The sequence below is a fragment of the Methylomonas koyamae genome, assembly GCF_019669905.1.
Lineage (GTDB): Bacteria > Pseudomonadota > Gammaproteobacteria > Methylococcales > Methylomonadaceae > Methylomonas > Methylomonas koyamae.
This window is the reverse complement of sequence record NZ_AP019777.1, coordinates 2,677,198-2,701,945: the sequence shown is the minus strand read 5'-3', so window position 1 is coordinate 2,701,945 and position 24,748 is coordinate 2,677,198. Positions and strand designations below refer to the sequence as shown.

The 24,748-nt window shown below is 57.7% G+C and carries 19 protein-coding genes and 1 CRISPR repeat array; of the genes, 9 read left to right on the top strand and 10 right to left on the bottom strand.

The window, feature by feature from the left end:
- Positions 1–48: 48 nt before the first annotated feature.
- Genes MKFW12EY_RS12140 through MKFW12EY_RS12130 form a run of 3 tightly spaced genes read left to right on the top strand, consistent with a single transcriptional unit; the run spans position 49 to position 7,020 of the window.
- Positions 49–2,985, top strand: coding sequence for a TonB-dependent receptor (locus tag MKFW12EY_RS12140; RefSeq protein WP_221053077.1), 2,937 nt, complete (start codon positions 49–51; stop codon positions 2,983–2,985).
- The gene (locus tag MKFW12EY_RS12135; protein ID WP_157199377.1) at positions 2,985–3,518 is read left to right on the top strand and encodes a YfiR family protein; all 534 of its coding nucleotides are present in this window, start codon (positions 2,985–2,987) and stop codon (positions 3,516–3,518) included. The genes MKFW12EY_RS12140 and MKFW12EY_RS12135 overlap by 1 nt, the downstream gene beginning before the upstream one ends.
- Before the next feature lie 19 nt (positions 3,519–3,537).
- Positions 3,538–7,020, top strand: coding sequence for a response regulator (locus tag MKFW12EY_RS12130; protein ID WP_054761774.1), 3,483 nt, complete (start codon positions 3,538–3,540; stop codon positions 7,018–7,020).
- Between the two features lie 103 nt (positions 7,021–7,123).
- Positions 7,124–7,518: direct repeats of the CRISPR family, unit length 36 nt; unit sequence GCTTCAATGAGGCCCCGGCGGGAGGCCGGGGAATGC.
- A 433-nt stretch (positions 7,519–7,951) separates the two neighbouring features.
- Here MKFW12EY_RS12130 and cas2 read toward each other — a convergent pair.
- The 3 genes from cas2 to MKFW12EY_RS12115 are packed head-to-tail and all read right to left on the bottom strand — an operon-like array spanning position 7,952 to position 10,197.
- Complete coding sequence (gene cas2, locus MKFW12EY_RS12125; RefSeq protein WP_054761773.1) at positions 7,952–8,248, bottom strand: CRISPR-associated endonuclease Cas2; 297 nt, start codon at positions 8,246–8,248, stop codon at positions 7,952–7,954.
- A complete protein-coding gene (gene cas4g/cas1g, locus MKFW12EY_RS12120) occupies positions 8,248–9,969 on the bottom strand; it encodes a CRISPR-associated endonuclease Cas4g/Cas1g (protein WP_221053076.1) in 1,722 nt (573 codons plus the stop codon). Before cas4g/cas1g ends, cas2 begins: the two co-directional genes overlap by 1 nt.
- Before the next feature lie 24 nt (positions 9,970–9,993).
- The gene (locus MKFW12EY_RS12115) at positions 9,994–10,197 is read right to left on the bottom strand and encodes a hypothetical protein (RefSeq protein ID WP_064042695.1); all 204 of its coding nucleotides are present in this window, start codon (positions 10,195–10,197) and stop codon (positions 9,994–9,996) included.
- A gap of 74 nt (positions 10,198–10,271) precedes the next feature.
- Between MKFW12EY_RS12115 and MKFW12EY_RS12110 the strand changes: the two genes are divergently transcribed.
- Positions 10,272–10,580, top strand: coding sequence for a ribbon-helix-helix protein, CopG family (locus MKFW12EY_RS12110; protein ID WP_221053075.1), 309 nt, complete (start codon positions 10,272–10,274; stop codon positions 10,578–10,580).
- Positions 10,577–10,921, top strand: coding sequence for a type II toxin-antitoxin system PemK/MazF family toxin (locus tag MKFW12EY_RS12105; protein ID WP_245006295.1), 345 nt, complete (start codon positions 10,577–10,579; stop codon positions 10,919–10,921). Before MKFW12EY_RS12110 ends, MKFW12EY_RS12105 begins: the two co-directional genes overlap by 4 nt.
- A 4-nt stretch (positions 10,922–10,925) precedes the next feature.
- Here the strand turns inward: MKFW12EY_RS12105 and csb2 are convergent, their stop codons facing one another.
- The 4 genes from csb2 to cas3 all read right to left on the bottom strand — a co-directional run bounded on the left by csb2 (position 10,926) and on the right by cas3 (position 17,618).
- Complete coding sequence (gene csb2, locus MKFW12EY_RS12100) at positions 10,926–12,443, bottom strand: type I-G CRISPR-associated protein Csb2 (protein WP_221053074.1); 1,518 nt, start codon at positions 12,441–12,443, stop codon at positions 10,926–10,928.
- Positions 12,444–13,442, bottom strand: coding sequence for a type I-G CRISPR-associated RAMP protein Csb1/Cas7g (cas7g, locus tag MKFW12EY_RS12095; protein WP_221053073.1), 999 nt, complete (start codon positions 13,440–13,442; stop codon positions 12,444–12,446).
- A gap of 175 nt (positions 13,443–13,617) precedes the next feature.
- The gene (cas8g1, locus tag MKFW12EY_RS12090; RefSeq protein WP_221053072.1) at positions 13,618–15,909 is read right to left on the bottom strand and encodes a type I-G CRISPR-associated protein Cas8g1/Csx17; all 2,292 of its coding nucleotides are present in this window, start codon (positions 15,907–15,909) and stop codon (positions 13,618–13,620) included.
- Complete coding sequence (gene cas3, locus MKFW12EY_RS12085; protein WP_221053071.1) at positions 15,906–17,618, bottom strand: CRISPR-associated helicase Cas3'; 1,713 nt, start codon at positions 17,616–17,618, stop codon at positions 15,906–15,908. Before cas3 ends, cas8g1 begins: the two co-directional genes overlap by 4 nt.
- Before the next feature lie 123 nt (positions 17,619–17,741).
- Here cas3 and MKFW12EY_RS12080 point away from each other — a divergent pair, with 123 nt between their 5' ends.
- Positions 17,742–18,491 (top strand): IS5 family transposase, encoded by a 750-nt coding sequence (locus tag MKFW12EY_RS12080; protein ID WP_054763859.1) that lies wholly within the window; start codon positions 17,742–17,744, stop codon positions 18,489–18,491.
- Here MKFW12EY_RS12080 and MKFW12EY_RS12075 read toward each other — a convergent pair.
- Both MKFW12EY_RS12075 and MKFW12EY_RS12070 read right to left on the bottom strand, forming a co-directional pair.
- The gene (locus MKFW12EY_RS12075) at positions 18,480–19,115 is read right to left on the bottom strand and encodes a DEAD/DEAH box helicase (protein WP_221053070.1); all 636 of its coding nucleotides are present in this window, start codon (positions 19,113–19,115) and stop codon (positions 18,480–18,482) included. The two genes, MKFW12EY_RS12080 and MKFW12EY_RS12075, sit on opposite strands and share 12 nt — an antisense overlap.
- Positions 19,116–19,207: 92 nt before the next feature.
- Positions 19,208–20,179, bottom strand: coding sequence for a helix-turn-helix transcriptional regulator (locus tag MKFW12EY_RS12070; protein ID WP_221053069.1), 972 nt, complete (start codon positions 20,177–20,179; stop codon positions 19,208–19,210).
- 289 nt (positions 20,180–20,468) lie between these two features.
- Between MKFW12EY_RS12070 and MKFW12EY_RS12065 the strand changes: the two genes are divergently transcribed.
- On the top strand, positions 20,469–21,470 hold the full coding sequence (locus MKFW12EY_RS12065) for a cytochrome-c peroxidase (RefSeq protein ID WP_054762019.1): 1,002 nt from the start codon (positions 20,469–20,471) through the stop codon (positions 21,468–21,470).
- Positions 21,471–21,748: 278 nt separating this feature from the next.
- On the opposite strand, the gene MKFW12EY_RS12060 is transcribed toward MKFW12EY_RS12065, so the two are convergent.
- Positions 21,749–22,645, bottom strand: a complete 897-nt coding sequence (locus MKFW12EY_RS12060) for a hypothetical protein (protein WP_221053068.1) — start codon at positions 22,643–22,645, stop codon at positions 21,749–21,751.
- 257 nt (positions 22,646–22,902) lie between these two features.
- Between MKFW12EY_RS12060 and atpD the strand changes: the two genes are divergently transcribed.
- Together atpD and MKFW12EY_RS12050 are read left to right on the top strand one after the other, a co-directional pair.
- A complete protein-coding gene (gene atpD, locus MKFW12EY_RS12055; protein ID WP_172680298.1) occupies positions 22,903–24,339 on the top strand; it encodes a F0F1 ATP synthase subunit beta in 1,437 nt (478 codons plus the stop codon).
- Positions 24,336–24,746, top strand: coding sequence for a F0F1 ATP synthase subunit delta/epsilon (locus MKFW12EY_RS12050; protein ID WP_064021777.1), 411 nt, complete (start codon positions 24,336–24,338; stop codon positions 24,744–24,746). The genes atpD and MKFW12EY_RS12050 overlap by 4 nt, the downstream gene beginning before the upstream one ends.
- The last annotated feature ends 2 nt before the right edge of the window (positions 24,747–24,748 follow it).

Below are 24,748 nucleotides of genomic sequence, written 5' to 3'. Positions count from 1 at the left end.
CGGTCGGCGCACGATTTTCGGCCGGCACCGCCTAAACCGGACCGCACGATGCCGCGGCTACTGCACTGGTTAACCATGGCAACCTTATGCGGCGGATTGCTTTGCCCGCCGGCCCGCGCCGACATCAGCGCGGCGATGGTTCGCGGCCAAGTCCGGCTCGGCGCCGGCAGCGACCAAGCCGGCATCCAAATCATTGCCACCCACCTGCAACGCGGCTTCTCGACCCGCACCTTCTCCCGCGCAGACGGCTCCTACGTGCTGATGGCCTTGAAACCGGGCCGCTACCGGCTTTCGGTGCAGGCCCCAGACGGCCGGAAAGCCGAGCAGGAATTGACGCTACAGGTCGGCCAGACCGCCTTGCTCGACATTTCGCTCGATCCGAAACCCGATGTAACCACTGCGGACGGCAATCCGGCCGAACAAAATTCGTCGGAACTGGCGACTTACCTGACGCCGGAGCAAATGCAGCGCTTGCCGCAAGTCAACCGCAATTTCCTGAATTACGCCGACCTCGCTCCCGGAGTCAACGTCGTCAACGGCGAGGAGGGCGCTACCCGCTTGCAAAGCGGCGGCCAGCGGCCGGACAGCGTCAATCTGTTCATCGACGGCGTCAGCCAGAAAAACTATGTGGTACGCGGCGGCGTGGCCGGCCAGGACTCCAGTAAAGGCAACGTGTTTCCGGAATCGGCCGTGGCCGAATACAAGGTCATCAGCCAAAATTATAAAGCCGAGTTCGACCAGGTCGCCGCCGCGGCGGTCTCGGTCCAAACCAAGTCCGGCGGCAACCGGTTCCAAGGCGAAGCCTTTTACGACCATACCAACCAGGATTTGCGGGCGGCCACCCCCAGCGAACAGCTCGCCGGCAAGCGCGACACCGAACAGGCCCAGTACGGCGTGACTTTGAGCGGGCCCATCGTCCGGGACGTTGCCCATTTCTTCATGGCCTACGAACGCAAGGTCAACGACGACTTCGCCAACGTCGCCGCCGGCGACGGCGGTTCGGTCCCGGCCGCTTACCAGCCGTTGCTGGGCGCATTCAACCGGCCGTTCGAGCAGGACTTGTTTTTCGGCAAATTGGATTGGGCGATCGGCGCCAGGCATCTGCTGGAGGCCTCGTTCAAATTCCGCGACGAAACCGAAAGCTTGGGAATAGGCGGCATCAACGCCCGCACCTATGCGCTGGAAAAAGGCAACAGCGAGCACAGGCTGGACTTCAAATACCAATACAGCGCCGAACATTGGGTCAACGAAGCCCGCTTTACCTACGAGGACGCCAACTGGCAGCAAACGCCGGCCGAAAACGCGCCCGGCGTCTTGCTGCAGCGTTTGGACGGCAGCCTGAGCGGCAACACGCTGGCCAGCCGCTCGGTATTAAACGCCGGCGGCAGCACCAATTACCAACAGAAGGGCCAGAACGGACCGGGCCTGCAAGACGATTTGACCTTCAGCGATTTGCACTGGTACGGCGAGCACGTCGCTAAAGTCGGCGTCAAACTGAAGCGGATCGAACTGAACGCGTTGGAACGCGATCCCTATCATCCGCAATTCAGTTTCAACTTGAACAATCCGGCCGGCACTCCGTACCGGGTGCGTTGGGCCTCGGCGCTGGCCGGGGCCGGCGACGGCAGCACCGCCAGCGACGTTAGCCAGTTCGGCGTATATTTGCAAGACGACTGGCAGGTGGACAAACACCTCAGTTTGAATCTGGGCCTGCGCTGGGATTACGAATACAACCCCGGTTATCTGAATTTCGTCACGCCGGCCGACGTGGCAGGGGCTTTGCGCGGCTGGAGCAATCTGCAGAACGGCAACGCCGGTTACGACATCGAAAATTTCATCAGCAGCGGCAATAACCGCAGCGCCGACAGCAACAATATCGCGCCGCGGCTGGGGTTTGCCTACGATTTGCTGGCCGACCAGCGCCACGTCGTATTCGGCGGCTTTGCCCGCGCTTACGACCGCAATATCTACGACGTGTTGCAACTGGAGCAAACCAAGGGCACTTATCCCAGCTACAGCGTCAACTTTCTGGGCGACCCGAACTACGATTGCGCCGCGGCGGCCGACTGCATCGCCTGGGCGCCGGAATACCTGAATTATTCGCCGGCGCAGTTGACGGCGCTGACCGGCGCGCAGCCGGGGACCAGCCGCGAAATCAATTTGATCCGCAACAACTTGAAAACGCCGTTCTCCGACCAGTTCAGCCTGGGCATGCGCAACCGGATCGGCGACTGGTTCACCGAAATCGCCTTTTCGCACGTGGTTAGCTACAACGGCTTGGTCGGGCTGTTGGGCGGCCGCAATGCCGACGGCAGCTTCTACGCGCCGGGCTCGGCTTTCGGCGGTACCTTCCAGGCCTTGCCGGGTTACGGTCAACTGATTCTGTTCGATAACGGCGTGCAGACCAAAACCAATTCGATCTTCCTGAAAGCCGAAAAATCCTACGACCGCGATAGCGGTTGGGGCATGACCTTTGCCTATACCTTTACCGATTCGGAAGAGAACAAACCGCAATCGTTTGCCGACAGCAGCAGCTATTTGTTCGAATACCCCAATACCCATAGTGTCGGCTGGCTGGACACCGCCGGCGTGCGCAAACATAAAATCGTCGCCAGCGGCAGCGTCGATTTGCCCTGGGACCTGATTTTCTCCGCCAAGCTGACCCTGGCCACGCCGGAAACCCGCTCCGGCGTCAATTGCAACGGCGGCGGCTGCCGCTTCGATACCTTCGCGCCGCGCGGCGAAGATTTCATTTTTCCCGGCAATTGGTGGGGTTACCGCCAAGTCGATGTCGCTTTGATCAAAAGTTTCGATACGCCGCACGACACGCGGATGAAACTGCGCCTGGATGTGTTGAATTTATTCGATTTCAAAAACTACGCGGGTTTTAACTCGGATTTTACATCGCCGAATTTCGGCTCGCCGCTCGGCACCTTGGCCGGGCCGGGCCTGACGCTGAAGCTGACCGCGCGGTTGGAGTTTTGATGGCCGATTTCGCACCGATACCGCGGCGACGTTGCCGAGCGCCGGTCCGGCTGCTGGGACTACTGCTCGGCTTGCTGCTGCAGCCCGGCCATGCCGACGATGCGGCAGAGGCCAATACCAAGGCGAACTACCTATACAACTTTACCAAGTTCGTCGAATGGCCGGCGGCGGCCGACACGCTGCACATCTGCGTGGTCGGCTCCGAAGCGGTGGTCAATATCTTGAGCGATCTGGCCAGCCGCGACACCAAGGGCCGCCTGCTGCAAATCTGGTCGGGAGTCGACGACCCGCACGTCTGCCAGATTTTGTACGTCGAGCGGACCGTTGCGGAATTGTCGGCGCTGATGCGCGAGGTCAGCGGCGCGCCGGTGCTGACGGTCAGCGACGCCGACGGCTTTGCCGAGCAGGGCGGTGCCGTCGGTTTTTACCGCGAACAAGGCCAAGTCAAGCTCAGCGTCAATCCGGAAGCGGTGCGCAAAGCCCAATTGAAAATCAACGCCTTACTGATGGAAATAGCCCGTATCGTCCGCTGATGCTTGCGAGAAACTTGCCATGACCCATGCCAAACGCGATATGAACATTAAAACCAAGCTGGTGCTGATCATGCTGGCGACCAGTTGCGTGGCCTTGGTATTGGCCGGCGCCGGCTTTATCGCTTACGAACACATCCGGGTCAAATCCGACATGGACCGCGATATACGCTCGTTGGCGCGCATCGTCGCCAACCGCAGCACCGTAGCGCTGTCGTTCAACGACAGTGGCGTCGCTGCCGGTACACTGGCCGCGCTCAGCATGAAAAGCAGCATCGTCTCCGCCTGCATTTACGACCGCAACGACCATTTGTTCGCCGAATACCGCCGCGAGGAGGCCTGTCCGCCGTTATATCCGGGCTTGCTGGGCGAGGGCGGCGTCGTGGTTTACGAACGCTACAGCAACGTCGGCGAAGACATCCTGTTGGATGGCCAGGTGCTGGGTAAAGTCTGGATCAAAGCCAGCCTGAACGAACTGATCGGCTTGTGGCGCCAGTTCCTGCTGGCGGCGGCGGCGATCATCGCCTTGTCGGCGACGATTGCGTTGTTATTGGCTTCCCGCTTGCAACGGCTGGTGTCGGTGCCGTTGATGCAACTGAAAAAAACCGTCGAGACCATCAACAGCCAGAAAAACTACACGTTGCGCGCCGCCGTGGACAGCGACGACGAATTCGGTGCGTTGAACCGCGCCTTCAACACCATGATTGCCACCATCGAGGCCCGCGACCGGGAGTTGTTGGCCGCCAACCGGCAACTGGCCGAAAACGAAAAACAATTGGCCGGCATCAACGAAGCGTTGGAAGAACGGGTGGCGGCGCGCACCGCCGAATTGGCCGACAGCAACGCCAAATTGGCGCACAACAGCGTGATCCTGGCGACGGTATTGGACAGCATGTCGCAGGGCTTGATCGCATTCGACGGCAAGCTGAAATTGCTGGTCTGGAACAAAAAACTCAGCGAAGTGCGCGGTTATCCGCCCGCTATGTTGCAGGTCGGGCGCGACCATGCCGAATTCGTCCGTTTCGATCTGGACCACGACAGCCTGCGCTTCAAAAACCCGGACGGCGCCCTTAACGAATTGTTCGCGCAGATTACCCGGTTTCAGCCGCACCGTTTCACCCGCACCCGGCTCGACGGCCGCGTCATCGAAATCGCCGGCGGCCCCATCGCCGACGGCGGCTTCGTCAGTACTTACGAAGACGTCACGTTGCGGATTCAGGCCGAGGCGGCCTTGAAAGAGGCCCGCGACGCCGCCGAGTCCGCCACCCAGACCAAAAGCCAGTTTCTGGCCAACATGTCGCACGAGATCCGCACACCTATGAACGGCGTGTTGGGCATGCTGCACCTGGCGCTGCAGACCGATTTGAACGCGTCGCAGCGCAACTATCTGGCCAAGGCGCACAGCTCGGCGCGGGCCTTGCTTGGGATCTTGAACGATATTCTGGATTTCTCGAAAATCGAAGCCGGCAAACTGGTACTGGAAAGCATCGAATTCCACTTCGACAGCGTCGTCGAACAACTGGCCGACATGATCGGTTACCAGGCCGGCCTGAAGGGTATCGAATTTTTGATCCGCCACGATCCGCAAATCCCGCCGATCCTGGTCGGCGATCCGCTGCGCTTCGGCCAGATCTTGACCAACCTGTGCGGCAACGCCTTGAAGTTCACCGAAACCGGCGAACTGGAGCTGGCGTTTCGATGCACGGCCAAAACCGAGCAAAGCATCGACTTGCGGATCTCGGTACGCGACACCGGCATCGGCATGTCCGCCGCCGACAAAGACAAATTGTTCAAGGAATTTACCCAGGCCGACCAGGGTACCAGCCGCCGCTTCGGCGGCACCGGGCTGGGTTTGGCCATCTGTAAAACCCTGGTGGAAATGATGCAGGGCCGGATCTGGATCGAACATTCCGAACCGGGCAAAGGCACCACATTCTGTTTTACCGTGCAATTGGGCGTCGCCGGCGAAACGTTGGTGCGGCAGCAAGCGATGGAGCGCAGCATCGGCGCGTTATTGGCCGATGTCCGCGTGCTGGTGGTGGACGACAACGCCGCCTCGCGGGAAATCATTGCCGACATGTTGCGGCCGTTTCATTTGCGCATCGATAGCGCCGCCAGTGCCGCTGCCGCATTGAACCGGATCGGCCAGGCCGGCACCGAACCCTACGACGTGGTGTTGATGGATTGGAAAATGCCCGGCATGAATGGCGACGAAGCCGTGAGCCGGATTCGGGCCGATTCCGGGCTGGTGCGGCAGCCGAAAATCATCATGGTCACCGCCTACGGCAGCGAAGACGTCATGCATGCGGCCGGCCGCGCCGGCATCGACGGCTTTTTGGTCAAACCGGTATCGCCGTCCTCGCTGCTGGATGCGATCCTGTCGGCATTGGGCCGCGGCCGGGTGCAGGCCATGGCCGACAAATTCAAACAAATCGGCACCGCCAACGCCGGCAACGTCCGCCATTTGCAGGGCATCCGCCTGCTGTTGGTGGAGGACAACGAAATCAACCGCGAATTCGCGTCGGAATTGTTGCGCAGCCATGCCATGCAAGTGGACGAGGCGGTCAATGGCGAAGAAGCGGTCGCCATGGTGCAACAACAGGCTTACGATGCCGTGTTGATGGATATTCAGATGCCGGTGCTGGACGGCTTGCAGGCCAGCCGCAGGATACGGGAACTGGCGGCGGCCACCGGCGATGCCCGTTACGCCAAGCTACCGATTATCGCCATGACCGCGCATGCCATGGCGCGCGATGTGGAAAAAAGTTTAGAGGCCGGAATGAACGACCATATCACCAAACCGATCGACCCTGAGCGGCTGTTGTCGGCACTGTCGACCTGGGTACCGTTGCCGCAACGCGAAGCCGGCATCCGCCAAAACGGCCAGCCCGATTTACCGGCCGATTTGGCGGCCTTGGCTGCCGTCGACGCCGGCCAAGGCATTCGCCGCATCGGCGGCAACACCGACGCCTACCGCAAACAATTGCAACGGTTTGCGGCCCATTACCCCGGAGCGATAACCGAGATTCGCGGCCTGGTCGACGCCGGCGAACTGAAAGCGGCCGAAGAACGCTGCCACGCCCTGAAAGGGGTCAGCGGCAACTTGGCGGCCGTGGCGCTATTCGAAGCCGCCGCCGAGGTGGACAGCCTGCTGAAACAAAACCGATGCCCCGACCCCGGCCAATTGCAGCGAATGGACACGTTGTTGGCCGAATTGTTGGCCGAAATCGGCAATCTGCCCGCCGCCGGCCATTCCGCCGCGGCAGAGGCGAGCGTAACGGCCAAACCTCAGGCGGAAATGACCGCATTGCTGGAAAAATTGGCTGACGCCTTGGAACACGACCTGGGTGCGGCGGAGGATTTGATGGAACAAGTACGCGCAAGTCTGGCCGACAGCCATTATCAGGCTATCGTTGCCGAAATCAGCAACAAACTGGACCGCTTCGCAATCGACGAAGCCCAATCCCAACTGACCGAACTGCGCCGGCTGATCGCGCAAAGTTAGCCGATTATTTCATTGCTTTTCGTTATCGCTCCAAGAGTCTCTGGTGTGAGGCCGAGGGGGAATGCCGCGGTTGACCACGTGCAGGTCTTTTTCCGGAATCAGCGCTTCAATGAGGCTCCGGCGGGAGGCCGGGGAATGCGCGGCAGCGTGTGGAGCTGTCCAGTGTGCGCGGCCAGCTTCAATGAGGCCCCGGCGGGAGGCCGGGGAATGCAACCAAAGCCCCCGATACCGACGTGACGCTGGTACAGGCTTCAATGAGGCCCCGGCGGGAGGCCGGGGAATGCAATTAGAATCATCGCCATAATAGCATGTGTATCTTGGCTTCAATGAGGCCCCGGCGGGAGGCCGGGGAATGCTCAATACCTGGATTACATTAACCGCAATGCTAATGGCTTCAATGAGGCCCCGGCGGGAGGCCGGGGAATGCTCTTGCGGCGGCGGAGGCAACATGCCGGACGACATGCTTCAATGAGGCCCCGGCGGGAGGCCGGGGAATGCAGCGCGGGCTGGAGGCCTTGATTGGCGCGGCCTGCGCGGGCCGTTTGCGAGGACTGCGTAAAACGGCCGGTCAACTTTAGCGGAAAAGCCTGCGCCGCGCCAATCCAAATAGCTAAGTTCCTGATTGTTAAAGAGCTGCCGGCTTGCGAGAGCTGCCAGACTTTTGCGCGGCACTGCAGCGCTCGCGTGGTGGCGGCAAGCACCGATTAACGTTCTCAGCCACCAGTTTAAACCGGTCAATTTTCGTTCCATTCTATTGTTGCCCTGCCAAGCTTTTGAAACATACACGGTAAACCGTAATAAAATCAGACCGTGGCGATAGGAGACAGGGCGACTGTACGCCAGACCCAACCAAACCCACGAGCCGGTTTTACAGTTTGAACCGGCCACATTTGAGTGGAGATCGGCCGACATTTTACTGATCTCCTCAACATCAGACGATGACCGGTTGCCGTTCCACCACGTCGAAATCCTTGCCCAAACTGACCACCGAGGGCTTCACCGTTTCCGCCGGCCCGACATTGATGATCAGGATATGGTCGTCGCTGTGATGGATGATGCCATCCAGCAACGCGATTAATTCCGCATGGCGTTTGCGGCTCAACCGGCATTGAAAAACCGACAGTTGCAGCCAGTCGCCGTAACCTTTCATCAGCCGAAACACCCGCCGCCAGCGTTTGGTATCGCTGATGTCGTAAGTGACAATATACAGGTGTTCTAGGGCAGCCATCAGCGGGTGGTGAAGTTGGGATATTCCGGCAATTCACCGAGCAAATAGCGGCCGAACAAGCGCGCCTGAATCTCGAACACCTGCCGATAGTTGGCCTTGTAACCGAAGATGGGATGGGTTACTTCCTGGCTCAAGCGCCGTTCGAAGGCGGTGATGAAGCGCTTGCGGCCGCCCTCGTTCAGGGCCACGCTGCCGGCGGCACAGATAAAGTCGGTGGGCCGCACCTCGCCGTTGTTGATGACTTGCAATACCGTGGAGTCGGCGATGATGGGCCGAAACGGTTCCATCAAATCCAGCGCCAACGCCGGCCGGCCGTAACGCGGCTGGTGATAAAAGCCGCGATACGGGTCCAAACCAACCGCGCTCAGATTCATGGTCCAAGTGCGTACCAGCATGGCATAAGCAAACGACAGCAAGGCGTTGACCGGATCGGTGGGAGGCCGGCGATTGCGGGTGTTAAAGTCGAAGCTCATCTGTTTGCTGTCGTCCGGCTTTTTGATCAATTTATCGAACGTACCGAAATACAAGGCCGCCGCCGCGCCTTCGATACCCAATAATTGTGCTAAATCGAGCGCGCGCTGCGATTTATCGGCCAGGGATTTCAGCGGTTCCAACAACGTTTCCACCGGCTCGTCAGCGCGCCAATTGCGGCGGGCCTGAGTTCGGCAATTTTGGATTTTGGCGCGCACCAGGTTGCGGGCAATTGCCAGGCAGGTTTTGTCGTCGAAACTGGCTTTGTACTGGGCGGTGCGCAACTCGACATTCTTATGGCCGGTGCCTATGGTGTGGCCGACAAACCAGCCGCCGTAACTGTGCCAACTGACCGGAATCTCGCGCTTCATCAAGTCTTGCAAACACGGTGTGGTGATGTACACGTTGCCCATTACCACCACTTGCGAGGTGTCCACCAGCCGCGCGGTCTGGACTTTTTCGTCGTCGATGCTGATTTCCAGCTCCTCACCCTTCTTGCCGATCTTGGCCTTCCAGGCCTGCACGTAAACCGGCAAGGCTTCGTCGCGCATCACCGCCAACGGCCGGGGTTCGAGGTCGGCGTGGCGCAGGTAATTGACTTCGTCCGGCAAGCAAATACCCACCAGCGAGCAACCCGAACATTTAGGACTGTCCTGCAAGGGTTCCGGAATATGGCCGCCAGCGGCAATCAGGCGCAGACCGTTGATGGCATTGACGGTGAGTTGCTTCAATTCTTCGTCGAAAGCCACCCGCACTCGCTCGCGGCTTTGCACAAAATACAAGGCGCCCTCCTCGCAGACATAACCGTGTTCCTGCAACACCATGCCCTGCACGCAAAGCTGCACCCGCTCCGGATCGTAAGCGCCGCGCGCCACGTGCGGACGCTTGCCGCGCTTGTAATCGATGGGCGTGACCACGCCGTCCTCGGCTTCTATCAAATCCAGCTTGGCGATAAGCCCCAAGCGATTGGACGACAAGGTAATCGAGCGGCCGTGCAATTTTTCCGTCTCGTCCAGGTCGTCGGCTTCCGGAAAGCTTTTGGACGGTTTGTCCACCCGGCGGTGGGCGTGGTCGCCTTCCACGGTATCGGCCGACGCCGCCCATTCGCCCTGCACCCATTCCAGATAGGCTAGACGCGGGCAATACTGGTATTCGTTAATCATCCGCGCCGGCAATAAGGGCATGTCGCCGGATAGTTCCGGGAACGGTAGCGGTAGTTCCAGTTGAATGGGCGGGCGTTCGTCGGCCATGGCTGCCTCGATTTTCCTTAAAATTTAGTCGAGCCAAAACGCTTCGATCAACCCGCCTTCGGTATCGAGCAGCCACCACTCCAGGCCTTGCTCGGTCACTATACGATGCAAGGCATAACCCGGTTGCCAATATTCCAAGACAGCCTCGCGGATCAACTCCGGAATCGCCGGATGATCTAAGGGTATGGGTGTGTCTTCGGGCCAATCGGTTATCGTTACATCGCACATGGTAAAAAAGCCTGGTTTGTTATACGTTTTGTCATACAATTTGTCTGTCACTTTGCCTTTTGAAGGAGTCCGCCATGCCAGCCATCAGCCTACGTCTACCCGACGATGTGGAAGCCAACCTCAAAGCCGAAGCCCAATTGGAAGGCAAAAGCCAGTCGGAAATCGCCCGCCTGGCGATCACCGAATACCTGGCCCGCCGCGAGCGCGAGCGGTTTATGGCGGAAATGGTGGCCGAAGTGCGCACGGCGTACGCCGACCCGGAAATCCGCCGCGAAGCCTTGGCCATTGCCGAAGAATTCGATGCGGCCGACGGGGCCCTGGACCGATTGATTGCCGAAGAACGCGCCGCCGGCATCGACCCCGACGAAAAATGGTGGGAATGATGAAACGCGGCGAAATTTGGATCGGCAACCTCAACCCGCCGCGCGGGCGGGAAATCGGTAAAGCTCGGCCAGTGCTGATTATCCAAACTGACGAATTGAACGAGAGCATCACGCCGATGGTGGTGGTGTTGCCGTTGACGACTCAGGTTTACCCGCTGTTCAAACGCTGGCGAGTGACCCTGCCGCCGCGCGGCCGCCTGTTGAAATCGTGCCAGGTCATTACCGACCAACCCCGCGCCCTGGACAGAGACCGCTTCGGCGAAGGCCCCCTCGCCACCGTCACCGCCGAAGAACTGGCGGCGGTGGAGAAGAGTTTGCGGGGAGTGATGGGGTTGTGGTGAGCAATTATTCATTTGCTTTTACTGGAGCGAACAAACCCAAGCCAAAATGGCAGCCAAAGCCTAATGCCAGCGGTCCAGAAACGGATTCGGCAAATGTCAGCTGCCAGAACGAACCTCGGGTATCCGGCTGCATTAGCCCCCTTTTGCTTCGAAAGCGGTGAAAGTCAATCGGCCGGAGCTCGCGGCCGTACGGCTTAATGGTCGGTAACAGCCGGATTTCCGTCGGTTCGGCCAACTGGCGTTCCCTACATTCCCGCCGAATCTGTGCCGACACATCTAAGTCTTTTTTGCAGTGCCACGGGTGTAGATACGGTGTTCGCGACTGCCAAACACTGGCGGACTGAACAATAGGCGAGACGTTTTCGAAATCTTCACGCTGGCCGATATGCTCCAACATTAGGCGCCATTCCTGGCCGTCAAAGCCTTTGACCGTTTTTAACGCGCCGAAAACCCGGCGCATGTCGCCGTCAATACCGGCCGGGACGTGAATCAGCACGTGATCGAGCAGGCCGTTGGAGTCGGCTTGCGGCAGGTAAAAGGCGTGGCAGTGGCGGTTATCGGCATTCAATCCATGACCGGTCAGCAACGGCGGAATCGCGGTTTCGCCCAATGTCCATTTGGCCTTACCCATCACCGCTCGGCGCACATGCTCGGCAAATCTGATGGTATCCAATTCGCGCATCAGCGGCTTGCCGTAAACGGCGTAACGCACCGTGTCGGCGGACGGGCTTGGTTTAGGTTTGGCGCGGCTGGCAACGCTGCTTTTCAATGCCTGAATCGGGCGCTGGTAAAGCACTTTTTGCGCGGCCGGCGGCGCACTCCAGCCGGCGTTTTGCAAGTCGGCAGTATCCAGGCTGACCGCCTCCAACCAACTGATCGGCAGCGTTTTCTTGATGCTTTTCAATTCCGAGGTTTTCAACTTGCGTAAGGCTAAGCCGGACTGCATTTGCTGCTGGAAATTGACGTAGGCATCGGGGGTAAGTGGAGCATACAACTGCACCGGTTCGGTCTGAATCTCGCCGGTTTCCTGATCGATTTGGGTGCTTCCCGGAAAACAGTTTGGTTCACCGTTCCAATCGTCGAGGCGTTTTGCCTCTACCCAGGATTCGGCGCGTCCGACATAGCCGATGCAGTTTAAAAGCTCGTCCAGTAATGCGGTTTGTGCGTCGTTCAGTTGGCATTCGGGCCAGTGCACGATTAGCGCTTCAGTTGGATCGATGCGGGCAAAGGCGTCGAAAATCAACGTGGATTTTTGGCGATTGGGCATGTAATGCCTAGTATGACTGTGCACCGCCGTCGGCAGCCGGTAATGCGGCGGTTCGTCCGCCAGCAATCCGAGCAAACTTGTCAGCAAAATCTCAGGGTAAAGCTGATGGTCGAGTTTGCGGTGCCAAGTGGCAATCAAGGCGCGGGTCAAGCGCCATGGGTCGGGCGGCCAAGCCACATCAGCTTCGTTGACGTGGCGGCCCCAAGGCGTGGCGTGGTAACGCCCGCCCGGAAAGCTGAGCGATAGCGTAAGCATCTATTTGTCCTCGCTGTACGCTTCGCCCTTAGTTTTTTTGGTTTTGCCTTTTTCCCAGGTGACCGTCGTAACGCGCGGCTCGGCAAAGCGGTTTTCGGCGGCAACGGCGGCAATCAAACCCGGTAACGCGGCTTCCAAGGTATTACGTTCGGGTAATTCCCAGCCCGCCGGACGGGTAACGGTCAGTTTTTTGACATCCAAATCGCAGGCGGTGCGCAAGCGCAAACCGAAGTCCAGAACCGCGCGGATTTTGTAGAGCGCCAAGGCAATCAGCAATTGCTCGACCGCATTGCCCAGGCCGAAGCCGCGTATTTGAGCCAGATCGATGTTGAAGTAAGCGGTGATTTTGGGTGCGGTGTAGTCGCTGCGCGAATAAGGAACGTTGCCGAAACCTTTGGCGGTATCGCCGGACGGGTTTACGTGGTCGTTTTTGACGCCGCCGCTTTGCGCCAAATTGACGTCTTCCGCTTCGATGAACGATGACACGACACGCGGCAAGCGTAACCGGCCGCCGGCCAATTCTTTTTTCGCAAGAAACAAGCCGTGGAGTAAAGCGTTTGAGTCGTATCTCAGAACGACTGCGGCAAGTTTTTTGAGATCTACTGCCCCCTCGTCCATATCCGCCAATTCGGCTTTCAATTGATCAAAGACTGTTTGGTCTTTTCCCTCAAGGACGTATGCCGAGTTTAGGCGGTGGGCTTCCTGTACCGTGTTGGTTAAAGGTTTTCCTTGACTATCAATCACCTTAATCAAGGGTAAGCCCTTTAACGCATCAACCCAATCGTCGTTCGGTGCATCCCAGCAAACGGTCTCCATTCGGTTAGCCATACTCTGCGCCGATTCCACCAGCAGCAGTCGATTACCGTTGGGACCATCGTAAACGGCGGCGCCCAAGTCCGGAAAACCGGTGGGCTGAAAACGCGCGCCTTGCAGCGGTTGCAATTCGGCCTCGATCAACAGCCTCGGGGCGGCGTGCAGAGCGGAAAAGTCGATACTCATGGTTTATCTCCTGGTAACAAAATTAAAATAGCGAACATAGATCGGTTCCCTGGTTACCATGCGCTGCGTGGTAACCCGAATGCACCGCGCTGCGGTGCCTAGGCTGACCGCAGCGCGGTCAAGCCCGGTATATTCCAACGCGGCGCGTTGGAACAAGGAATATCTGAGGTAAATGTCATTGGACCGATTCAGCTTGCTGTTCTGTTGCTTTTTCACTGGCGCCAAGCGTCAGCAACAGACTTTTCAGTTGGCCGGATGCAAGCGGAAATGCCAACGCCGCCAACAGGCGAGGCCCATCAATTCCAACCGCGCTTGGCGCTTGCTGCGGGAAATGCGGCAAACCGACGCCGACCTGGCGCAACTTGGCCCAAGCCCAATAGACGGCTTTTTGCGTTTGATTGCCGGCCAGCCAGGACAATAATTCTCCGCGTAGCGGTAAGTGGGCGTCTTCCGCCAGGAAACCGATTCTGACTAATTCGCGATCCGGCACGAAAAACGGCTTGAGCACACCATAGGCGGCGGGCAATGCGGCATGCCGAGCTGTCGGTGTTTGAAGCCCGCTTGAGTTGAATTCCTTGAGCAACGCCAAGCCATGCGCCAAGTCGCTGATCCGCCGATCATCTACTGAGCCAGCCAAAAATGCGGCTATATCGGCTTGATTTGCCCCGACACCATAGGCAAAGGGTTTGTCCTTATGTGAAAGCCGTTGCGCCGCCAGCCAGCGGCAACGCAGGGTTTCGTTAAGATTTTGCGTCAGAGAACCTTCGCCCCAAACGGCCAACCGCGATTCGTTGTCCCAGATATAGCGTTTCTTGTCGAGTTTGATTCCGGCAAAATGCAGGCGCATAGGTAAGCCGGCAGACGCCTCGACAACCGATTCGGTAGAGCTTTCGTACCCTGCGGATTTTGCTGATCCGCCGCCAACGGCTTTTAAGCCGGCCAAAGCGCAGGCCAAACGAAACTCCGAGCTGGCATCGTCGCTGGCGACCAGCCATTGCGAGCTTAATAAAGGTATCGGTTGATGAATGTCTTCTTTCGCTTTCGGGCTGATACTGACTGCGCGTTGAATTTTGCCTAGTAACATCAAAATGTCTTGGCAAACCCGCCGATCTGCGCCGCGAGTGAGGTCAAACAAACGGTTTTCCAGTTGATGCGCCAAGGCGGCCAATCGCGCCGACGCTTTGTCACTGCGGGCAAAGCGGCGCAAACTGTCCAAAAAGCGGTTGCGTTCCAAATCGGAAATCAATTCCGCCGATGGGTTGGCGCGCGTTGCAATCCGGCTTATCGGGGTTGCCAGATAGGATTTACCGGAACGCATCATGAACCCGTAGCGCTGAAATTCGGTAATGCCGCGATCCACGCCCAAGGACGCGACCGCACGCGCAAAGTCCAAGCCATCTTTGGCCGGTCTTCTGCCCACGGTGGCCCGGCCTTCTTGAAACAAGCCGTTCAACTCGTTTAGACCTGTCGCTTGGTACCACACAGGCAACCAGATTTCGTCATGCGAATCCGCTTCGTCGTTTTGGTTGCCCGCACCACTACCGCCACCGGCCATCCGAACGGTGAAGGGGTAACTCAAACTACCGTTTTTATCCTGCTGCAAGCGTCTGGTCGTGCTGGCGGCAAATAACAACGCCCCTTCCAGCATCAGCACAAAGTCCCAAGGATTTATCAGCGATTTGGCCTCGAATCCCGCCGTCGCATTCGGGCCACCCGCATTTCCGGGGAAAAATTGTCCAATGGCGGCGTCTTTGTGCATCTGTGGCGTGGCATCGGCAAATAGCGAGTTTGATAACCAAGCTTCACTCAATGCTGTCGCTTGGCCGGTTAGAGGGTCGAACAGCTGTAGTTGCCGCTGCATGAAATTGTTGGTGAAGTCCAAGTTGCCGTCATTGCCACCGGTGCCGAGCAATGGCGGGAAAAAGGTTTTATCGGTGCCGATCAGCAAAACGGCGTCCAACCAACTAAGAAAAACATCGGGAAAGGTATTTCGGAAAATTTTCAGAATCAGGTCTTTGGCTTCTGTTTTCGGTGCTTCCTGGCAAGCGTATTTTGTTAGCAGTGAGCGAATTTGTTTTAGTACATCCCGATAAACAGCAAAACGGTCGCATTCGCTATCGATAAAGGCTTTAACCGTTCGAGTGGCTTCCGTCTCCTGATCTCGCACGCCGGTTTTTAATTTTTTTCCAGTTTCAGGATCGACGGCGCTGGTCTTGCCTTCCTGAAAGTAAAATCCGCTTCCGCCATTCCAAGGCGCGGTAATCGGCGTGGGTTGATACTCATCCAGAAAAAACCGCAACAGACTTTCTTTATCCAAACTGCTTTGTAACACAAAGGCCTCGTCCCGCCAGCAGCCTTTGGCATTCGGGTCTTTCTGCTCCGCCACCAAACGCAATATGCCCAGCGCCTTCAGGTAATGGGCCAGCGGCGTAGGTGCGCAGCCTTTTAATTCGATTTCATGGCTCATTGCAGATTCTCCGTACCGTTTTGTTGCTCGGCTTCCGAGGCGCGCCAGTCGGCGATGCGGACCAGGGTTTCGTACCAGGCCAGCTCGAATGGGCCGTGTTCGCGCAATAGGTTCTGCACGCGCGTGGTCCAAGACGGCCCCATCACGTCAGTTTCGCCCAGTTGCATCAATTCCAGCCGCAACTCGGTGGCCGGCATGATTTGGTCGAGGACAGTAACTTCCGGCAAACGGTCGCCTTGGTAAACGCCACGGGCATAGAGAATATGCGGCTTGTCCTTGGGCGGCTTTTCGTCCGGCATGGCTCGCAGGCTTAACCGCACTTTGCCGTGGTGGGAGACGATCAAATAGGCAATCAGGTCGCGCTGCGGGTGTTCGGCATTGTTGATTAGCCACGCCAGCATGGAGGCCAGTTCGTGACGGAAATATCGGCGTTGGTGACTGGCGTTTGCCGCGGATTTGGCCCAAAGCTTTTCATTGCTCAGCCGGTCATCTTGCAGCATGGTGTGTTGAAATACTTTGTGCGATTTACCCACGTCATGCCAAGCAGCAGCGGTAACTACCGCGTGTTTTCCGCTTACTTGCGCATGAACCTGATCTACCAAGTGCTGGGCATGTTCGAAAACATGGCGCAAATGAGCGGGCAGTTCTATCGCCTTGGTTTTACGGCTATCTTGGTCGCCGGTATAACTATCGTCGGTTTGCGCCGTTTCCAACAGCGTAACCGGCACCGCTTGTTTTTTGATGGGATCGAATCCTGATTCCAGATCGTAGCCGCCGCACCGAGCAGGTAGGAGTAGGGTCATGCCGGGAAACGGTTGATCGATCTTTTTCCAGGTTTTTGCCAAACCGTCCCAAACGAAAGCGGCTCGCTCCTTGTCCTTGAAATAGTCTTTGATCTGCCCCATCGACACCGGACAAAGCTCGCCAGGCAGGGGTTGCGGTTCGTCCGGTTGCGGCTTTTCGATGTCGCGCCAAAACACCCGCAGTTGCGGCATGCCTAGGTCTCGGATGAATTGGGAAATGTCGGTATCGAAGCCGCTCAGGTCGGTGTCGGTGTTGAACAAATCCAGAAAATCTTTTTTGCGTATGACTGGATGAATCGCCTGTTCAGCGGTGACTTTCGGCAGTTCGGCCGGCGCGACGCTCTCCAAACTCAGCAAATGACTGCGGCTAAGTGCAAAATCCTCAGGCGCATAGGGCAAGGTATCGTCTTCGATGTCGATCCAGAAAATATCCGCGCCGCCGGTTTGGTTATATTCGCCGTAACGGTTGCAGCGCCCGAAGCGTTGGACCAACGACGACCACGGCGCAATCTCGGTAAACAAGGTTTTGCTGGAAATATCCACCCCGGCTTCGATGGCCTGGGTGGCGATGATAATTCGGCCCGCTTCCGGTGCCGCTTGCTGTAAACGCTGGTTGAGTTGCCGCCGCTCATGCAGCCGGAACCGGGCGTGAACCAACAACAATTCCGCCGTCGGTTTTTGCTTTTTCAGTTGCGCGAACAACTGTTGCGCGCGTTCGACCCGATTGACGATCACCAAACTGTTCGTCCCTATTTGATGCTGTTGGCTGACCAGTTCGGCGAGTTGCGCGACGTAGCTTTTTTTGGTTTCGCTGCTTAGCAGGCATGCTGCTTTGGTTAGGCGCTTTATCGCCTTAATGCGTCGTTGTACCTCTGGCAGGGTTTGTTCGACGCTGCTCAATGGCAAGCTGATTGCCTTTGGCAAATAATCGGCAAAGTCTAGGGGCTGTTGCCATTTTCAAACAATAGCCTTGAAATTGAGCGGCTCTGCCTCAGTAGATTGATTTTTCAATCAAAAGACAAGCAACCGATGCCACGACAATTGTTTACGGACGAATACTGGAATAAATTCAAAGCCATCATGTTAAGCCTGGGGATTTACGACAAGCCTTCGCTCCGGCAAACGGTAGAAGGGATTTTTTATCGCATGCGAGTCGGCTGCCCCTGGCGAGACCTGCCTGCCACGTTTGGTAAGTGGAATGCCGTGTACAAACGGTTCAATGCGTGGTCACTGCAAGAAAAACTGATGGGCATTTTTCGAGGTCTAGTTGTGGCACCCGATTTGGAATGGACCTTTATTGACGGCAGTATCGTAAAAGCGCATCAGCATAGTAGTGGCGCGGCTCGTGAACAGGATGCCGCGATTGGGAAATCCGTCGCGGGTAACACCACGAAAATCCATATGGCCGTTGATGCCTGCGGGCTGCCTATTCATTTCTCGGTCACCGGTGGTGAAGTCCATGACTGTAAAGAAGCGCCGAAATTAGTGGCTAAACTGCCTTTGGCTGACTACACGGTCGCTGACAAAGGCTATGACAGTGAACCTCTAAGGATTCAAATTCGAGAGAAAGGGAGTGTGCCCATCATTCCTAGAAAACAGAATTCAATCGTCGGGAATGACGGAATGGATTGGTGTCTCTACCAATATCGCCACCTCGTTGAAAATGTCTTTGCGCGATTGAAACATTTCAGAGCCATCGCGACGCGATATGACAAATTGAAACGCAATTTTGAAAGCGTTGTCGCTTTGGCCTGCGCTTTTATTTGGTTACCCATGTAAAACGGCAACAGCCCCTACTGTATTCAACCAATCGCGATTTAAGGTGGCGGAAACCCAAAGGCTTTTTGTGACGACACTGGTTATCAGCGTACGCCGGAAGGCTTCCAGTTGTGCGCTGGTCGATAAGCCCGCCCCCATCAACTGCACTTCGTCGAACACCCACAGTGCATCGTTATGCAGCAAGGCAAAATGCACAGGCCATTGGTAACGGCTAACGCCGTAACCGCGCATCAAGGCGCGCGACAATAGCATGTCCTGGGTACCGATCAGAATGGTGTCTTTTTCCGGTTGCATCACCCAGGATTGGCCGTCTTCGCCGCCCATCAAAATGTGTACATTGACTTGGCCTTGCAAATTCAGCCGTTCTAGCCAGCAATCGATGTTGGCTTGGGTTTGCTCGACCAAAACCCGCATCGGCAAGCAATACACTAAGCGGCGCGGCGTGTCGGCATCATGCGCGACTTGGCGCTTATAAAGCCACGCCAGCATGATTGCGGCGGTTTTGCCGAGGCCGGTCGGAATTTCCAGGAAATCCGGCCAAGCAGCTTGGGCCAGGGTTTGTTGATACGGAAAAGGTTCCGCTAACAATGTTGCTTGTCTGAAAAATGCGCTGTAGTCGCTCATGGCAAACCTTTTGAATCAGGGTAAACGTTTTCTAACATGCCTCGGTCTCAAAAGCCGATACCGGGGTTTTTTTCGTACAAATATTTTTCAAGTCATCGGTAAACCGCCTGCAGCTTCTCCGCTTCTTGCCTCACCAACTCCCGCAAAAACCCCGGCTCGACCACTTCCACCTCGGCGCCGTATTTCAAAACATCCATCAGCAGTTCTTCGTGGCGGTTGAAGGGAATACGCAGTTGGTAGCGGCCGTCGGTTAGCCACTCGGATTCTTGTTGGCTGTGCCAGGTTTCGTCGGCAACCCAGCGGCCGGCTTTGACGGAGAAATTGAGGACGGCGGTGTGTTCGGGCGTGCCGGCGAATATGCCGTAGGAGGAGCCGAAGTGTTGTTGCAACGCGTCCGGGTCCAGCAGTTGCGCGGCTTCGCCGCTGGCGGTGGCGGATCTGATTCGGTCCAGCGCGAAGGTCCGCGGTTCCTGGCGTTGGTGGCAGTAGGCGTCGAGGTACCAGTTGTCTTTGTACAAAACCAGGTTTTGCGGCGACACCAGTCTTTCGCTGGTTAGGTCGTCGCTGCGGGCGTGGTAATGGATGCGTAGCCGGTGTTGATTGAATAAGGCTTGGACCAAGGTCAGAAACAAGTCGTCGTTGCGGCTGCGGTAGGCTTGGCTGAGGATTTTGATGCGGCCCAGTTGCGGGGTTTTGACGCCCGGCGAGCGGTCCAACAGTTTTTGCAGGTGGTCGCGGAGTTGGCCGATTTCATTTTGCAATAATCCCGGCGCCAGGTTGCCGAGCAGGTGCTGGCAAGCAATTAAGGCTTGTAGCTCTTCGGCCGTGAGCCAGATGCCGGGTAGCTCGAACGGGTGGCGCGGGTCATCGCGGTCGTAGTAGTAACCGCCCGCGCTACGGTCGCAGACCAGCGGGGCGTTCAGGCGGTCGCGCAGATCGGCTATCACGCGCTGGCGGGTGGCTTTAGAGCATTCCAGTTCTTTTTCTATTTCCGGGCCCGAGATTGGGGCATGGCGGCTTTTCAGCAGGTTGTGGAGTTTGACGATTTTGTCGAGGTGTTGCATCTGAGCGTCTTCCCTGAGCGAGTGAAAGTTCTAGCGTCTTAACTGCTGGGGAAAATTAGCTGATTCCGGGCTGTTTTGCCAGTAACTGTCGCTTCGGCCGGCGGGGCCGGTAGATTTTCGCCCGGTCCGGTCCGTCATCGGCGTTGCGCGGCGGGGAAACGTTATCCGACGGATCGGCCGCCGCGCCTGCCGCGGCGGGAGGGACGCAATTTAATTTACCTGCCGCGCGCCAATATCTTACAATTCGCCGGCCCTTGGCTCTGACAATAACTATTTTTAGGAGGATGGTATGTTCAAATTTCGCCTGCTGGTTTCCGCGATTGCGCTGACCGGTTCTATGTCCGTAATGGCGGCCGAGCCGCTGCCGAGCGTGGCTCCGGCTCCTGCCGACAACCCGACCACGCTGGAAAAAGTCACGTTGGGAAAAATGCTGTACCACGATCCGCGGTTGTCCTCCACCGGCACCGTATCCTGCGCCTCTTGCCATAACACTATGTTGGGCGGCGAAGACAACCGTCCGGTGGCAATGGGCGTCAACGGCCAAACCGGCGGCCGTAGCGCGCCGACCGTCTGGAACGCCGCCTTTAATAAAGTCCAGTTCTGGGACGGCCGTGCCGACAGTTTGGAAGCCCAAGCCGCCGGTCCGGTGACCAATCCGATCGAGATGGGTATGAAGAGCTGGGACGACGTGGTCGCCCGCCTGAAAACTATCGAAGGTTACCAACACGCGTTCGAAAAAGCCTTCGGTAAGGATTCGATTTCCAAGGAAAACGCCACCAAAGCCATCGCCGCTTACGAAAGAACCCTGATCACGCCGAACAGCCCGTATGACAAATACCTCGGCGGCGATAAAGACGCGATGACCAAGCAACAAATCCGCGGTATGGAGAAAGCAGTCGAGGTCGGGTGCACCAGTTGCCACAGCGGCCCGGCATTCAACGGCCCCGGTGTGTTCCAGAAATTCCCGGTTAACTCTAACGGCTATTTCGAAGCGCAATACCACTTCTTGAAAGACAAAGGCCTGGCGGAAGTCACCAAAAAGGACAGCGACGAGCACATGTGGAAGGTACCGACCTTGCGCAACGTAGCTCTGACCGCACCTTATTTCCATAACGGTTCGGTAAAAACCCTGGATAGAGCGGTCTGGTTGATGGCCAAATTGCAGTTGAACAAAGAGTTGTCCGACGGCGACGTTGCCGACATCGTCGCGTTCCTGAACGCGTTGACCGGCGAATTCCCGACTCAAACAATGCCGCAATTGCCGGCGACTCCGGGTTCCAGCTTCAATTAAGCGCGGCCGTTTTATCGGTTCAGCCAAAGGGGCCTTCCGGCCCCTTTTTATTGGCTGCAGTTTCGGCGGATATTGCCGGTGGCCGCCGGCTTTGCCAGTTTCGATGAGCGAATCGAGATTCGGACGCGGCCGGTCAACCGGCCAAGGTATCGCCGAACAGCCGGTTGCGGCGTCCAACTAGCCTGGGGAGTAGGGCGTTTTCGCGACGTTGGTTGTCGCCAACTTGCCCTGCGCCAAATCGGGCAAGGGTTAAACAACCCGCATGGCGCAAACATCGGTCAAACCGCGCGTCGGCTTTGGTAACTCTCTGGCTTGCTTACCTTATTATCGGCATCGGGTTTGTTCGCCGAGGTTACCGGTAGTTCGAAATAGCGCCCTTGCACCAAACCGAAGCCGCTCTGTCTGGCTAGTGCCGCGCCGCGTTTGTCGTCGATGTCCAGCAATATGCTGCGGCCTTTGACCGACGCGACCAGGCTGTTCAGTTGCTGGATTTTACCGGGCAATTGGCTGTCTCTGACTTGATCCAGGTTTTCGGCGGAGAGGCCGACAAAATCCGGCGCCAAGCGCGATATCAGCTCCAGCGCCGATTTTTCCAGCGATTGGATATCGAATTTCAACGCCAGTTTGTAGCCGCGGCGTTGGTAGTTTTCCAGGCCTTTTTGCAAAGACGGAAAGAAGCGGGCGTAGGCGTTGCTGACGTTCAGCGCAATCGCCACATTGCCGGTTTGCAGGCCGCATTTGACGATGATTTCCTCGAAATAGGCGCCGTGGTCGGCCTTGACGCCCAAAATATGCCGCGGGTCGACGTGGAGAAACAGCAGTTCGTCCAGATGCGACTGCGGCAGGTAATTCAGCATGTGCACGGTACGAGCCAAGCGGTCGAAGTTGATCACCGAGTCGCTATTGCCGGGTGCGCGCGGCAGATTGACCAGATTATCCAACTCGTTACCTTGCAGCGTTAGTACCGGGTTAGCCGCTACCGTCAGTTGCGCAATATGGCCGACGACGTGCGAGCTGCGCAAGGTTTCCCGAATCGGCGCCAGTACGCTGCCGACTTTGATCGGGCCGAACAAGCCGTGCGCCGCGCCGTTCTCCAGTACAAACGGCCGCACGCCGTCGTTATGTTCCTGTTCCAGGCGGTCGTTGAAATATTCCACTAATTGTTGCAACGGCATGATGAGTTCCTCGCGAAAGATAGGCGGATCGGCCAAAACCGCCGCTCCTGAAATAGTGCCAGCCACGCCCAAGTGTTGAGCGCTGTATTCTTTCGCTTAATGTTATGCAGCGTAGCTTGTGAAATAAAACGATATTTTTAGAATTGTTTATCTCAATTTTGGATTAACGTCGGCCGGCATGGCAGATCGGCGCGGCGCTGGTGAAAGCGCCGGCTTAGGAGTAGTATTTCGGCAGGACTAATAAGGAAATTGCGCTTATGGCAACTGCATCGACAGTCCGGCAGACGGCTGCGGATCGCGCAGACTCGACGCCGGCGGAAACAACGCGCCACTCGCAGAAACCGGTCGGCCGCATCGAGGCGGCGCAGGGGCCGGTGGTGGACGTGCGCTGCGATTATCTGCCGCCTATCGGCCAGGCGCTGGATGTCGCCAACGGCGGAAATGCCTATGTGATGGTGGTATTTCAACATCTGGAGCCGACCTTGGTGCGGGCGATAGCCCTGCATCCGGTAACCGGAATTTACCGCGGCATGCCGGTTTACGACCGCGGCGACGCCTTGCAGGTGCCGGTCGATCCGGCTTGTCTGGGGCGGATGTTGAATCTGTTCGGCGAAGCGCTGGACGGTGGCCCGCCGCTGCCGAGAACCGAATTCCGCAATATTCTGGCCAAGCCGCCGCTGTTGTCCGATACTTTGCCGGCCTCGCAGATTCTGGAAACCGGCATCAAGGTCATCGACTTGCTGTGCCCATTTGTGCGCGGCGGCAAGACCGGTTTGTTCGGCGGCGCCGGCGTCGGCAAAACGGTATTGATGATGGAATTCATGCATGCCGTCAGCTCGGGCATGCAGGGCGTTTCGGTATATGCCGGGGTCGGCGAACGCATGCGCGAAGGCCACGAGCTGTGGCACGAAATGGCCGACGCCGGCGTGTTGCCCAAGGCTTTGCTGGTCTACGGCCAAATGGACGAATCGCCGGGCGTGCGCTTCCACGTTGGCTATACCGCGTTGACCTACGCCGAATATTTGCGCGACACGTTGCACGGCGAGGTGTTGTTCTTAATGGACAACATCTTTCGCTTCGTCCAGGCCGGTAGCGAGATTTCCGGACTGTTGGGGCGGATGCCGGCCACGGTCGGCTACCAACCCACCTTATTGACCGAAGTCGCTTCGTTACAGGAACGCATCGTATCCACCCGTTCCGGCTCGATCACCTCGGTGCAGGCGGTGTACGTGCCGGCCGACGATATGTCCGATCCGGCCGTCGCCACGATCCTGGGTCATCTGGATAGCGTGGTGATCCTGTCGCGGCAGCAGGCGGCCAAAGGCATTTATCCGGCGATAGACCCGCTGCGTTCCGGCAGCCGCATCATGGACCGCCACATTCTGGGCGAACGCCATTACCAGGTGGCGCGGGCGGTGCGCGAACATCTGTCGCGCTACCGCGAGCTGGAAGACATCATCGCCATGCTCGGCATCGAAGAATTGTCGGTCGAAGACCGGCGCATCGTCGAGCGCGCCCGCCGCCTGCAACGTTACCTGACCCAACCCTTCGTTACCGTGGCCGACCATACCGGTTTGCCGGGCGTGCGCGTGCCGTTGCAACAAACCATCGCCGATTGCGAGGCCTTTATCGCCGGCAAATACGACCACCTCAGCGAAGCCGATTGCTACATGAAAGGAGCGATGCCGGCATGAGCGGTTTTAGCTTGACTTTGTTCGACAGCCGCGGCGTCGAATATTTCGAGCAAGTCGGCCAATTCGTCGGCGCCGACGCCGACGGCAGTTTCGGTATTTTGCCCGGCCATGTCGGCATGGTTGCGCTGTTGCGTTACGGGCTGGCGCGGTTTCGCGACCAAGCCGGCGTCTGGCGCTATCTGGCCTTGCCGGGCGGCGTGTTGCGCTTTAGCGAAAATCGGATGACGCTGACTGCGGTGCGTTATTTTCTCGGCGACGATCCGGACGCGATTTGCGAGCTATTGGCGGCGGAAATGGCCCGGATCGATTCGGAAGTGCACCGGGCGCGGGCGACGCTGACCGAAATCGAACGCTCGTTGCTGCGGCGATTGGCGGAATTGAGTAACCGGGTTGCGGGGGGACGTTAACC

Coding starts and splice junctions, on each gene's coding strand:
- MKFW12EY_RS12135 (WP_157199377.1), top strand. CDS start 2,985: ATGGCCGATTTCGCACCGATACCGCGGCGACGTTGCCGAGCGCCGGTC.
- cas7g (WP_221053073.1), bottom strand. CDS start 13,442: ATGAGTATCGACTTTTCCGCTCTGCACGCCGCCCCGAGGCTGTTGATC.
- atpD (WP_172680298.1), top strand. CDS start 22,903: ATGGCAACTGCATCGACAGTCCGGCAGACGGCTGCGGATCGCGCAGAC.
- MKFW12EY_RS12115 (WP_064042695.1), bottom strand. CDS start 10,197: ATGTGCGATGTAACGATAACCGATTGGCCCGAAGACACACCCATACCC.
- MKFW12EY_RS12105 (WP_245006295.1), top strand. CDS start 10,577: ATGATGAAACGCGGCGAAATTTGGATCGGCAACCTCAACCCGCCGCGC.
- MKFW12EY_RS12060 (WP_221053068.1), bottom strand. CDS start 22,645: ATGCCGTTGCAACAATTAGTGGAATATTTCAACGACCGCCTGGAACAG.
- cas8g1 (WP_221053072.1), bottom strand. CDS start 15,909: ATGAGCCATGAAATCGAATTAAAAGGCTGCGCACCTACGCCGCTGGCC.
- MKFW12EY_RS12140 (WP_221053077.1), top strand. CDS start 49: ATGCCGCGGCTACTGCACTGGTTAACCATGGCAACCTTATGCGGCGGA.
- MKFW12EY_RS12080 (WP_054763859.1), top strand. CDS start 17,742: ATGCCACGACAATTGTTTACGGACGAATACTGGAATAAATTCAAAGCC.
- MKFW12EY_RS12065 (WP_054762019.1), top strand. CDS start 20,469: ATGTTCAAATTTCGCCTGCTGGTTTCCGCGATTGCGCTGACCGGTTCT.
- MKFW12EY_RS12050 (WP_064021777.1), top strand. CDS start 24,336: ATGAGCGGTTTTAGCTTGACTTTGTTCGACAGCCGCGGCGTCGAATAT.
- MKFW12EY_RS12075 (WP_221053070.1), bottom strand. CDS start 19,115: ATGAGCGACTACAGCGCATTTTTCAGACAAGCAACATTGTTAGCGGAA.
- csb2 (WP_221053074.1), bottom strand. CDS start 12,443: ATGCTTACGCTATCGCTCAGCTTTCCGGGCGGGCGTTACCACGCCACG.
- MKFW12EY_RS12070 (WP_221053069.1), bottom strand. CDS start 20,179: ATGCAACACCTCGACAAAATCGTCAAACTCCACAACCTGCTGAAAAGC.
- cas2 (WP_054761773.1), bottom strand. CDS start 8,248: ATGGCTGCCCTAGAACACCTGTATATTGTCACTTACGACATCAGCGAT.
- cas4g/cas1g (WP_221053076.1), bottom strand. CDS start 9,969: ATGGCCGACGAACGCCCGCCCATTCAACTGGAACTACCGCTACCGTTC.
- MKFW12EY_RS12130 (WP_054761774.1), top strand. CDS start 3,538: ATGACCCATGCCAAACGCGATATGAACATTAAAACCAAGCTGGTGCTG.
- MKFW12EY_RS12110 (WP_221053075.1), top strand. CDS start 10,272: ATGCCAGCCATCAGCCTACGTCTACCCGACGATGTGGAAGCCAACCTC.